This window comes from Cupriavidus pauculus, from assembly GCF_008801835.1.
GTDB lineage: Bacteria > Pseudomonadota > Gammaproteobacteria > Burkholderiales > Burkholderiaceae > Cupriavidus > Cupriavidus pauculus.
In genome coordinates, this window is sequence record NZ_VZOW01000023.1 from 54,008 (window position 1) to 65,673 (window position 11,666).

At 63.1% G+C, this 11,666-nt stretch carries 8 protein-coding genes; 5 read left to right on the forward strand and 3 right to left on the reverse strand.

What is annotated here, in order from left to right:
- Positions 1 to 606 precede the first annotated feature (606 nt).
- The 5 genes from F7R19_RS20765 (at position 607) to F7R19_RS20785 (ending at position 7,725) form a co-directional block, all read left to right on the forward strand.
- Positions 607 to 3,768, forward strand: coding sequence for an Rne/Rng family ribonuclease (locus tag F7R19_RS20765; protein WP_150981838.1), 3,162 nt, complete (start codon positions 607 to 609; stop codon positions 3,766 to 3,768).
- Between the two features lie 233 nt (positions 3,769 to 4,001).
- Positions 4,002 to 5,126 (forward strand): GTP 3',8-cyclase MoaA, encoded by a 1,125-nt coding sequence (moaA, locus tag F7R19_RS20770; RefSeq protein ID WP_150981839.1) that lies wholly within the window; start codon positions 4,002 to 4,004, stop codon positions 5,124 to 5,126.
- Positions 5,123 to 5,734 (forward strand): molybdenum cofactor guanylyltransferase MobA, encoded by a 612-nt coding sequence (mobA, locus tag F7R19_RS20775; RefSeq protein WP_150981840.1) that lies wholly within the window; start codon positions 5,123 to 5,125, stop codon positions 5,732 to 5,734. The genes moaA and mobA overlap by 4 nt, the downstream gene beginning before the upstream one ends.
- Positions 5,735 to 5,785: 51 nt before the next feature.
- Positions 5,786 to 7,072 carry a molybdopterin molybdotransferase MoeA gene (gene moeA / locus F7R19_RS20780; RefSeq protein WP_061957878.1) on the forward strand — a complete coding sequence of 429 codons (1,287 nt, stop codon included), beginning with the start codon at positions 5,786 to 5,788 and terminating at the stop codon, positions 7,070 to 7,072.
- 371 nt (positions 7,073 to 7,443) lie between these two features.
- Complete coding sequence (locus F7R19_RS20785; protein ID WP_061957877.1) at positions 7,444 to 7,725, forward strand: hypothetical protein; 282 nt, start codon at positions 7,444 to 7,446, stop codon at positions 7,723 to 7,725.
- Here the strand turns inward: F7R19_RS20785 and rmuC are convergent.
- The 3 genes from rmuC to F7R19_RS20800 are packed head-to-tail and all read right to left on the reverse strand — an operon-like array spanning position 7,722 to position 11,536.
- Complete coding sequence (gene rmuC / locus F7R19_RS20790) at positions 7,722 to 9,089, reverse strand: DNA recombination protein RmuC (RefSeq protein WP_150981841.1); 1,368 nt, start codon at positions 9,087 to 9,089, stop codon at positions 7,722 to 7,724. The genes F7R19_RS20785 and rmuC overlap by 4 nt on opposite strands.
- A 21-nt stretch (positions 9,090 to 9,110) precedes the next feature.
- Positions 9,111 to 10,106: a 2-hydroxyacid dehydrogenase gene (locus F7R19_RS20795; RefSeq protein WP_150981860.1), complete on the reverse strand. Its 996-nt coding sequence runs from the start codon at positions 10,104 to 10,106 to the stop codon at positions 9,111 to 9,113.
- A gap of 5 nt (positions 10,107 to 10,111) precedes the next feature.
- The gene (locus F7R19_RS20800) at positions 10,112 to 11,536 is read right to left on the reverse strand and encodes a sodium:proton antiporter (RefSeq protein ID WP_150981842.1); all 1,425 of its coding nucleotides are present in this window, start codon (positions 11,534 to 11,536) and stop codon (positions 10,112 to 10,114) included.
- Positions 11,537 to 11,666 lie beyond the last annotated feature (130 nt).

Here is an 11,666-nt window from a genome sequence, read left to right on the forward strand (position 1 = left end):
TGGATGCCAGACAGAGGCATCCACATCGGTGAGAGAAGACCGCCCGCACCGGGAATCGGTGCCGGCTCGGCAGGCACCCCTGCCAACTGACCTGAAGTATCGGCCGCAATCATCGCCATTCGACGTATTTTGTCGAACCGGCACCGGCGCCCGGACGCAGAACGCCAACAAGCCGCGGCGCGCCCGTCAGCGGACAGGTCAGTTTGGTGCGGGGCATTGCGCCTGCCGCGTCCGGATTACTTGCTCTTTGACGCGTCCTGGCTGTCCCGCCCGGCCGCGATGGGAAGCGAAGCTTGTGCCGATGGCACGGCCCGCTGCATCTCGTCGCCCGGCATGCCGACATCCGCCGGAAGTCGCTGTATCAGGAGCAGTGCCCATTTGCCCTCTCCCGACCCAGCGGACCGTCCGCAGTCTTTGCGGATGGCCAGTACGCCGACAGCCTCTCCTTTCACCCGCGCCCCGCCGGCAACTGCGTTGTAGTACGCACCGGCATCATCGGCAATTCTCCCGCCCTCGCTCACTTTCCTCGCGTGCTCCCTGGACCGTCGCGGGCATGAACCACTCATGACCCATTGGCCGCCCGCGACATTGAAGTGAGGTATTGCGATGAAACGCATGCTGTTCAACGCGACGCAGCAAGAGGAGTTGCGCGTCGCCATTGTCGATGGTCAGAAACTGATCGATATCGACATCGAAACTGCCGGGCGCGAACAGCGCAAAGGCAATATTTACAAAGGCGTCATTACCCGCATCGAGCCGTCGCTGGAGGCCTGCTTCGTCAATTACGGCGAAGAACGCCACGGTTTCCTGCCGTTCAAGGAAGTGGCCCGCGCCTACTTCAAGGATGGCGTGGACGTGCGCAACGCACGCATCCAGGACGCGCTGCACGAAGGCCAGGAACTGATCGTCCAGGTGGAGAAGGAAGAGCGCGGCAACAAGGGCGCCGCCCTGACCACGTTCATCTCGCTGGCCGGACGCTATCTGGTGCTGATGCCGAACAACCCGCGCGGCGGTGGCGTTTCGCGCCGCATCGAGGGCGAGGACCGCCAGGAACTGCGCGAAACCATGGCGCAGCTGCAAGTGCCGGACGGCATGAGCATCATCGCGCGCACGGCGGGCATCGGACGTGCGGCCGAAGAGCTGCAGTGGGATCTGAACTACCTGCTGCAGTTGTGGAAGGCCATCGACGGCGCCGCCGGCGACAACAAGGCCCCGCTGCTGATCTATCTGGAATCGAGCCTGGTGATTCGCGCCATCCGCGACTACTTCCAGCCCGATATCGGCGAGATCCTGATCGATACCGACGAGATCCACGAGCAGGCCCGCGCCTTCATGAGCGTGGTAATGCCGGACAACCTGAACCGCGTGAAGAAGTACCGGGACGACGTGCCCCTCTTCTCGCGCTTCCAGATCGAACATCAGATCGAGTCGGCTTATTCGCGCATGGTCATGCTGCCTTCGGGCGGCGCCATCGTGATCGACCACACCGAAGCGCTGGTGTCCGTCGACGTGAACTCGGCTCGCGCCACCAAGGGCGCCGATATCGAGGAAACGGCACTGCGCACGAACCTCGAGGCCGCCGACGAAATCGCCCGCCAGTTGCGCCTGCGCGATCTGGGCGGCCTGATCGTGATCGACTTTATCGACATGGAATCCGGCAAGGCCCAGAAGGACGTGGAAACGCGCCTGAAGGACGCGCTGCGCCACGATCGCGCCCGCGTGCAAATGGGCAAGATCAGCCGTTTCGGCCTGATGGAGCTGTCGCGTCAGCGCCTGCGTCCGTCGCTGTCCGAGGGCTCGCACATCACTTGCCCGCGCTGCAACGGCACGGGCCATATCCGTGATACCGAATCGTCCGCCCTGCAGGTGCTGCGCATCATCCAGGAAGAGGCGATGAAGGAAAACACGGCCGCCATCCACTGCCAGGTGCCGGTGGAAGTGGCCGCTTTCCTGCTGAACGAGAAGCGCCAGGACATCAACCTGATCGAACTGCGTTTCAAGGTGAACGTGCTGCTGATTCCGAACAAGCATCTGGAAACGCCGCACTACAAGCTCGAACGCCTGCGTCACGACGATCCGCGCCTGGAAGAATCGACCGCCAGCTATCGCATGGCCGAGGCGGCCGCGAAGGAACTGGAAGCGGACACCAGCTACAGCAGCCGCAAGAAGGAAGATGCACGGCCCCGCCAGGAAGCCGCCGTCAAGGGCATCACGCCCGACGCGCCGGCGCCGGTGTCGGTGCCGCGGCCGGAGCGCGCCGCGCGTCCGGAAGCTGCCGCCGCCCGTCCTGCCCCGGCCACCCAGCCGGTCAGCGGTGGCGGTTTCATGGCGTGGCTGAAGGGCCTGTTTGGCGTCAAGCCGGCTGAAACGCCGGTGGCCGAGCCGGTCAAGCCTGCTGAAACCTCCTCGCGCGGCGAAGGCCGCCAGGGTCGCGGCGAGCGCAGCCAACGAGGCGAGCGTGGCGACAGCCGTCAGGGCCGTGGCGACCGTTCGGAGCGTGGCGAGCGTGCTGAGCGCGGCGACCGGGCCGAACGTGGCGAACGCGCAGAGCGTGGCGAACGTGGCGATCGCAGCGAGCGCCAGGGCCGTGGCCAGCGTGGCGAACGTGCCGAGCAAACCCGTGGCGAGTCGCAGCGCGGCGAGCCGCGCGAGCAACGCGAACCTCGGGAGCAGCGTGAGCCCCGCGAACCGCGTGGCGAACGCCAGCCGCGCGCCCCGCGCGAGGCTCAGCCGGCTCCGGCGGTGACCGCCCCGGCGGCCGAAGGCCGTCAGGAAGCCCGACGCGAACGCAACCAGGAACGCCGCGAACGTCAACGCGAGCGACAGCGCGAACGCGCAGAGTCGCGCGAAGACGGCTTGAATGCAGACGAATCCGCGCCGCAAACGTCGTTTGAAGCCGCGCAAGCCGCACCGGCAGCGTTGACGGCCATCGACGTACCGGCCGGCGCGGAAAATCTGGAAGCCGTGGCCGAGACCGGCGAAGTCGAAGAGCGTCGCCGCCGCAATCGTCGCGGTCGCAATCGCTATCGTCGCGAGCGCGAAGACGGCACGCAGGATCTGGAAGTCAACGAAAGCAATCTGGCCGAAGTCAGCGCTGGCGTGACCGAATCAGAAGCGGAATCGGCCGCCTCGCCCGCCATTGTGGCCGAGCAGCCTGTCCAGGCTCCGGTAGCGGAACCGGCGCCTCAGGCCGCCACGCAGCCGAAGCCCGCCGAGGTGACGGCCGAGGTTCAGGCCGCGCCAGTCGCCATCGTAGCGACGCCGGTGCAGACGTCGACGGTCGAGCAGGCCGAGCCGGTTGCGGCACCCGCAGTGGCCGAGCCGGTGTTCGCCGCCGTGGCCACGCCCGAAGCCGCCCCGGTTGTGCCTCCCGCCCCCGTGGAAACGGAAACGGCTGCGGCCATCGCGCCGGTGGAAGCCCAGCCGCACGTGGCGACCGCTCCGGCAATCCCGGAACCGGTTGCCGTGACGCCCGTGGCGACGCCGACGTCGGTCCCGGCTGTCGAAGCGCCTGTCGCGGTGGCAAGCGCCGCCGCGCCGGTGGACCTGAACGCGACCGCGCTTGAGCCGATGTTGGCCGCGGCCGGCCTTGAATGGGTCCGTACCGACAGCGACAAGCTGCGCGCCGCCCAGGAAGCTTCGGCCCGCATTGCGCCGGCGCCCCGCGTCCCGCGCGAACGCAAGCCGCTGCCGCCGCTGCCGGAAGGCCCGATGATCCTGGTCGAAACCGGCGGCCAGCGTCAGGAAGCCGCGCAGCAACAGCAATAAGGCGCTTCGGCGCTGACAGGCAAAAGGGACGGCAAATCGCCGTCCCTTTTTATTTGTCCCGCCAATTTGACGTGGAAGTCATATTCGCCAACTGTACCGGCAGCACGGCGGGCGATCTGTCATCCCGGGCTAGCCGGCGCGGCGCACGGCAGAATCCCACACTCGGCTAGAATGGCAAGCAGACGGCCATCCACCCGGCGCCTTTGCGCTGGTTAGCCGCAGCCCCCTCTGCCATGACCGATACTGTCATTCCGATTTTCGATTTGCGCGACCATCGATACAGATCGATGGTGCCGAGTATCCCTGCGCAGCTTCTTGCGCCGACGGGATTCATTGCCGACTCGCGCGGCCGGCCGCTCCATGACCTGCGCATTTCCGTGACCGATCGGTGCAACTTCCGCTGCGTGTACTGCATGCCAAAGGAAGTTTTCGACAAGGATTACACCTTCCTGCCGCATTCCGAACTGCTCAGTTTCGAGGAAATCGAACGTGTGGCGCGCATTTTCGCGAGCCAGGGTGTCGAGAAAATCCGGCTGACCGGTGGCGAGCCGTTATTGCGCAAGAATATCGAGCGCCTTGTGGAAATGCTCGCGCGCATCGAAACCGCGTCCGGCAAACGGCTCGACCTGACGTTGACTACCAATGCATCGCTGTTGGCTCGAAAAGCCCGGTCGCTGCGCGACGCCGGCCTCACCCGCGTGACGGTCAGCCTCGATGCCATTGACGACGGCACGTTCCGCACGATGAACGACGTCGACTTCGCCGTAAGCGACGTGTTGCACGGCATTGAAGTCGCACAGGCCGTGGGGCTTGCGCCAATCAAGGTCAATATGGTGGTCAAGCGCGGCACCAACGACCAGGAAATCGTGCCGATGGCGCGGCACTTTCGCCATAGCGGCATCATCGTCCGATTTATCGAATTCATGGATGTCGGCGGCAGCAACCATTGGCAGATGGACGAAGTCTTGCCGTCGTCCGAGGTGGTTCGCCGCATTGGCGAAGTCTTCCCGCTGGAGCCTGTCGGTGCCAACTATTCGGGCGAAACCGCCCAACGATGGCGCTATCGCGACGGCGGCGGCGAGATCGGACTGATTTCGAGCGTTACGCATGCCTTCTGTGGCGACTGCAGCCGCATCCGGCTGTCCACCGAAGGCAAGTTGTACCTGTGTCTGTTTGCCACGGAAGGCTACGATCTCCGCGCCTTGCTGCGCGGTGATCGGAGCGATCTGGAAATCGGCAATGCCATTGCGCAAGTCTGGCAAGGTCGCACTGACAACTATTCCGAGCAACGCAGCGATCCAGCGGTCCGCGCGGCGCGTGCCGAAAGCAAGATCGAAATGTCGTATATCGGCGGATGATTGCGCGCAACGACATTACCGGACTGATTCTGGCGGGCGGCCGCGGCAGCCGCATGGGCGGCGTCGACAAGGGACTGCAGACTTTCCACGGCACCCCGATGGTGCAGCACGTTCTGCAACGCCTGGCGCCACAAACCAGCGCCGTGCTGATCAACGCCAACCGGAACGTCGACCGCTACGCCATGTTCGGCGTACCCGTGGTTGCGGATGCCTTACCGGATTTCGCCGGCCCGCTGGCGGGCATGCTGGCGGGGCTGGATCAATGCACGACACGCTGGATCGTCACCGCACCGTGCGATACCCCCGATCTGCCAGTCGATCTCGTGGATCGCCTGGCGAGGGCTATCGAGACAGAAAAGGCCGAGGTGGCCGTCCCGGTCACGCTCGATGGCGATGGCAAGCGGCGCTTGCAGCCGGTGTTCTGCCTGATGCCGGCCACTGCAGGCAAAAGCCTGCGCGAATACGTCGCTACCGGACAGCGAAAGATCGAAACCTGGGTCACCGGCCTGCGGCTGGCGCAGGTGTTTTTCGAAGACGCCGCCGCGTTTGCCAACATCAACACACTCAACGAGCTTCACAGGCACGAGACAACTGTCCGGCCGCGTTAGACTCAACCTGGCCAATCCTGTCGCCACAATCCCGCTTCTTCCGCCCAATCCATGCCTTCGCTGCAATCCGTCATTTCGTGCCTGTCAGACTATGATCCGAGCGCGCTGCGCGTCGATCAGGCCAACACCATCATCCGCAATGTGCTGGAGCCGGTGCAAGGTATCGAGCAATTGGCGATTCGGGCGGCACTGGATCGCGTTCTGGCTGATGATGTGATTTCGCCGATCGATGTTCCTGCGCACGACAACTCCGCAATGGACGGCTATGCGTTTGCCAGCCAGGCCGCGCATGACACCGCCGGCGACGTCGTATTGGAGGTGATCGGCACCGCCTATGCCGGCAAGGCATTTGAAGGCGCCCCCACAGCAGCGCAAGCGGTTCGCATCATGACTGGCGCCGTCATGCCGAATGGCTGCGACACCGTGGTGCCCCAGGAGTTGGTCGACATCCAGGCGGGCGGCAATCAGATCCGGTTCTCTCGCGACGCCGTCCGCCCCGGGGACAATCGTCGTCTGCGCGGCGAAGATCTGGCGCGCGGCCAGGCCGCGCTGAGCGCCGGCCGTATCCTCACACCCGCCGACCTCGGCCTGCTCGCCTCGCTGGGCGTCGCCGAAATCAAGGTTCGCCGACGTTTGCGCGTGGCCTTTTTTTCGACCGGCAACGAACTCCGCTCCATCGGCGAAGTGCTGGATCCAGGCTGCGTCTATGACTCGAATCGCTACACGCTGCACGGCATGCTGCGCCGACTCAACGTCGATCTGATCGATATGGGCGTCGTGCGCGACGATCCCGACGCAATGGAAGTAGCATTTCGCAGCGCTTGCGAAAATGCCGATGCAATCATCACTTCGGGCGGCGTATCGGTGGGCGACGCCGACTACACAAAGCAGATCATGGCGAAGCTCGGCGATGTCACGTTCTGGAAGATTGCGATGCGTCCGGGCCGTCCGATGGCGTTCGGCCGAATCGGCTCGAATGGCCATGAGGCAATGCTGTTCGGGCTGCCCGGCAATCCCGTAGCGGTGATGGTCACCTTCTACAATTTCGTCCGGCCGGCCCTGCACCGATTGATGGGAGCCGGTGCCGCCGCGCTGCCCCGGGTTCGAGTGCGCAGCGCGACGCCGATCCGCAAGCGGCCGGGCCGCACCGAGTATCAGCGCGGCATCGTCGCCGCGGGGCCGAACGGCGAGCTCGAAGTCCGCATAACCGGCCAACAAGGCTCCGGCGTGCTTCGATCAATGAGCGAAGCAAACTGCTTCATTGTCCTTGGACACGACCAAGAATCGGTCGAGATTGGCGACCTGGTGGAAGTCGTTCTATTCCACGGGTTGATCTAGCTTTAGGCCCTGCCCACCCTGCTCATTCTGGCCAACCTGCGTGTTCTGCCCGCCTTGCCCGCTCTCCACGTGGGCACTCTTCCTCAGTGGCTGTCCCGCCACGCAGAACGGCATTGCAGTTGCCATGGAGGCGCCGGGCAGGCGCAATGGCAGTTGGCAAACGGGTTGAGCCGCCGCAAGCATGAATAGATGCGATTCATTCACAGCAGCTCACCACCAAGGTGTCGTATTTGTGCCGCACTAGTTGCCGGATAGCCCGGCTCGCCCGCCAAAAGCATCATCCAGAAGTGGGGCAGGCTAGGCGTCGCTAGAACCAGTCGCTACACTTGCAGCACGAAAATTCGATTCCCCCCAATACCTTGTCCGTCGTCATGAATCAGGAGATCGCGTACCTCCACCCCGTCAAGACCGCCCGTGCGCTCGTACTCGTGTATCTGTGTTTTTCGGTGCCGATTGTTGCCATGGGCCTGTTCGTAGCGTTCATTCGTTACGGAGACCTGCCGGGCATCGCGGTCTTCACTGCTCTTATCCTTAACGCGCTGATTGGATTCGGTTTGCTATGGCTCGGCTGCCGCGCCTATAACTGGGTTGCCGCGCGATTTGGCGGCATCGAAGTCCACGTCCGCGAACTCACCGCCGACGACCGCGCTTAAACCACCCGATCATCCTGGCCGTCTCCGTCTGCTTCGATAGACTGGGTCGGCTGATCATGCGTCCCGGCAATACTGCCCGCCGTTCCCAATAACTGCTCGGCGCGCTCGCCGGGCAGCGCCTCGACCGTGCGCAACTTGCGTTCCATCTGCCGAGTCCGGACCTCTGCCTGCTCAATATTGCGCGCAGCGCGCACCAGCGTATCGCGCGTCTTGGCCAGGATCTCGCCGAACTTGCCGAATTCGGTCTTCACGGCGCCCAGCACTTCCCACACTTCGCTCGACCGTTTTTCCAGCGCCAGCGTCCGAAAGCCCATCTGCAAGCTGTTCAGCAAGGCGGTCAAGGTCGTCGGCCCCGCCACGGTCACGCGACAGTCGCGTTGCAATACATCCGTCAGGCCTGGCCGGCGCAGAACTTCCGCATAGAGCCCTTCGGTCGGCAAGAACAGGATTGCAAAATCCGTGGTGGCTGGCGGCGATAGATACTTTTGGGCGATGGTTTGCGCTTCCCGGCGCACCGCCATCTCAAGCTCTCGGCCGGCCGCAACCACCCCATCGACGTCGCCGCGTTCCTGCGCATCGATCAGACGTTCGTACTGCTCCTTCGGAAACTTCGCATCGATGGGCAACCACACTGGCCCGCTTACCGCATCGCGCCCCGGCAGACGGATGGCAAATTCCACGCGCGCACCCGAGGCCCGCACCGTCTCGACGTTTTTGCTGTATTGCTCTTTGGTCAGTATTTGCTCCAGCAGCATTTCCAGCTGGACTTCTCCCCAGGTGCCGCGTGACTTCACATTGGTCAGCACGCGCTTGAGGTCTCCAACACCCTGCGCCAGCACCTGCATTTCACCCAGACCGCGATGAACTTGTTCCAGTCGGTCTGACACCAGCTTGAAAGACTCGCCGAGCCGCTGCTCCAGCGTGGCATGCAGCTTCTCATCTACCGTGCGGCGCATTTCCTCCAGCTTCGCGGCGTTGTTCGCCTCGATGTCGCGCAGCTTCTGCTCGAGCGTTGCGCGGACATCCGCAAGCCTCCTCTCATTGGCTTCCGACATCTGTGCAAGCTGTTGCTGCTGCACGGTGGCAATGCTGGTCAACTGGGACGACAACTGCTGCTGGAATCGCAGCATATGCTGCCCTGCTTCGCCGCGATTGGCGCGGGAAGTCTCGGCCAGCTCGGCGCGCAACTCGCGTTCGAGCCTTTCAAAACCGCGCGCGGTGTCCTCGCGCACATCGTCGCGAAGATCGCCAAGCATCGGTAGCAAGTCAGTCGATGCACTGTTTGGCTTGCGCAGGACCAGGGCGACGAGCAAGCCGACAGCGATAACGGCGACAAGAAGCGTGAGCAGAGGAATAAGCGTCATAACTGCCGGCACTCACGACGATCAACGACGATGGGCCATGACATCAGGGTTGATAACGGCAGGTGGCCGGCCGGCTTGCGGGCCGAGATCGAGCGCTGCGATAAGGTTGTCGGCTGCCAGGTTTGCCATCGCGCGCCGCGTCTTTTCCGATGCGCTGGCAATGTGCGGGGTAAGCACGACATTCGGCACGGTCAATAGATCCGGATGGACGTGGGGTTCGCCCTCGAACACGTCGAGGCCGGCAGCGAATATCTGACGATCCCGCAACGCAAATGCCAGCGCGGCGTCGTCCACAATCCCGCCGCGCGCCAGATTGACCAGCGTCGCGGTGGGTTTCATCTGCGCCAGCTCGGCCGCGCCAATCGCGTGATGGCTTTGCGCGCTATACGGCAACACAAGAATCAGATGGTCGGATTGCTCAAGCAGTTCAGCCTTGCTGACATAGCGCGCATTCAACGATTTCTCGACATCGGCCGGCAGCTGGCTGCGATTGTGATAAAGCACCTGCATGCCAAAGCCCGCTGCGCGTCGGGCGAGCGCCTGGCCAATACGCCCCATGCCAAGGATGCCCAATGTGCTTCCATATACATCGACACCGACCAGCATGTCGTAGCTCCATCGCTGCCACTTGCCAGCACGCAGATAGTGCTCGCTTTCGGTGACGCGGCGCGCCGTTGCCATGAGCAGAGCCCATCCGAAATCGGCCGTGGTCTCCGTCAGAACATCCGGCGTATTGGTGGCCACAATACCGGCCGCAGTCAGCGCGGAAATATCGAGATTGTTATAACCGACCGCCATATTGCAGACCGCGCGCAATTGCGGCAGCCCACTCACCAGGCTGCCATCGATCTGGTCCGCAGCGTTGGCCAGCACTCCCGCCTTGCCGGCGAGACGAGCGCGCAGCGCCGCTGCGTCGAGAACGACATCGTCCTGGTTGGCATCGACGTCGAAATACAGGGAGAGTCGGTCGATGACATCAGGAAAAATTGCGCGCGTCACCAGAATTGAGGGCTTCATGGCAGTCATACGTGAAAGAAGATAAAGGTCATCACCAGGAACAAGGGCATTAGCACGGCGCCAGACCACGCCATGTACCCGAAAAAGCTGGGCATGCGCACGCCGCGGCTTTCTGCAATTGCCTTGACCATCAGGTTGGGCGCATTGCCGATATAGGTATTCGCGCCCATGAAGACTGCTCCTGCAGAAATTGCCGCCAGGGTCGATGCGTCTCGGGTCATCAGCGTCGCGGCATCGCCGCCTGCCGTGTTGAAGAACACGAGATACGTGGGGGCATTATCGAGAAACGATGACAGCATGCCCGTAGCCCAGAAGTACATGCTGTCGATCGGCTGCCCGTTACCGTCACTGACTGCCCGGATCACGCCTGCGAATGCGCCGTCAGTACCGGCCTTGAGCATCGCTATCACCGGAATGATTGTCAGGAAGATACCGGCGAAAAGCTTGCCGACTTCCAGAATGGGCTCCCAGTTGAATTCGTTGCCCGCGCGCGCCACATGAGGTGTGGCAAGCAGCGATACAACAGTTACCACAATCAGCATGACGTCACGCGTCAGCGCTGGTAGCGGCACCTCTGTTCCCATCACGTCGAATGCGATGCCGGGCTTCCAGAGTCCGCTCATCAACACCAGCCCAATTACCGCCAGAAGCAGCAGGAAATTGACCTTGCCTTCGATCCGCAAATTCGTGGAATCGGGCGTGGGGTCGTGAGCTAGCGGCAGTTCCTCTTCCTTGTTCAGGAAATAGTGACGATCGACCACGTAGAACAGCGCGAGCAGCACCACCCAGATGAAGATGGTCTCAGGAAAAATATTGCGCAACGTCCAGGAAAACTCGACACCCTTGAGGAATCCCAGGAACAAGGGGGGATCGCCCAGCGGTGTGAGCGCGCCGCCAGCGTTGGCCACGAGGAAGATGAAGAACACCACGACGTGGGCGACATGGCGCCGGTTGTCGTTGGCGCGTAGCAGTGGGCGGATCAGCAGCATGGCCGCACCCGTGGTACCCATCACGCTTGCCAGCACCGTTCCCAAGGCAAGGATGCCTGTATTCAGGCGTGGTGAGCCATGCAAATTGCCGCGCACGCAAATGCCGCCCGCCACGACATACAGCGCGGTAAGCAGCACGATAAACGGAATGTATTCGGCCAGCAGCGCGTGTACGACATTGGCCATCGCCGCGTGCACGCCGAACTGCGCCGCAAATGGCGCGAGGAACAGCGCCGCCCACACCGCGGCGATCTTGCCGTAATGGTGATGCCAGAACTTGGGCGCGAACAGCGGAAACAGCGCAATCGAAAGCAGAATGCCTGCAAACGGTACGCCCCAGGCCGGCGAAAGCTTTGCGCCATCGAGGTCCGCGGCCAGCGCCCAGGTGGGCGAAAGCGTCAGCAAGACAATTGACAGGAGCAGCGTAACTGCACGTTGCATCGAACGAGACTCTCCTTTATCGCGGCGCGCGACGCGTCCCGACACAAGTGCCGGAGCCATGGACCATGCGATGAGATTGACCAAAACGGCGTACGCGCCCGCTCTACCAGGGCGTCGGGGCGGCGTCACG

Bases quoted from the DNA above. Each gene is read 5' to 3' on its own strand.
- moeA (WP_061957878.1), top strand. From the start codon at position 5,786: ATGCCTTCGCTGCAATCCGTCATTTCGTGCCTGTCAGACTATGATCCG.
- F7R19_RS20785 (WP_061957877.1), top strand. From the start codon at position 7,444: ATGAATCAGGAGATCGCGTACCTCCACCCCGTCAAGACCGCCCGTGCG.
- moaA (WP_150981839.1), top strand. From the start codon at position 4,002: ATGACCGATACTGTCATTCCGATTTTCGATTTGCGCGACCATCGATAC.
- F7R19_RS20800 (WP_150981842.1), bottom strand. From the start codon at position 11,536: ATGCAACGTGCAGTTACGCTGCTCCTGTCAATTGTCTTGCTGACGCTT.
- F7R19_RS20795 (WP_150981860.1), bottom strand. From the start codon at position 10,106: ATGAAGCCCTCAATTCTGGTGACGCGCGCAATTTTTCCTGATGTCATC.
- F7R19_RS20765 (WP_150981838.1), top strand. From the start codon at position 607: ATGAAACGCATGCTGTTCAACGCGACGCAGCAAGAGGAGTTGCGCGTC.
- rmuC (WP_150981841.1), bottom strand. From the start codon at position 9,089: ATGACGCTTATTCCTCTGCTCACGCTTCTTGTCGCCGTTATCGCTGTC.
- mobA (WP_150981840.1), top strand. From the start codon at position 5,123: ATGATTGCGCGCAACGACATTACCGGACTGATTCTGGCGGGCGGCCGC.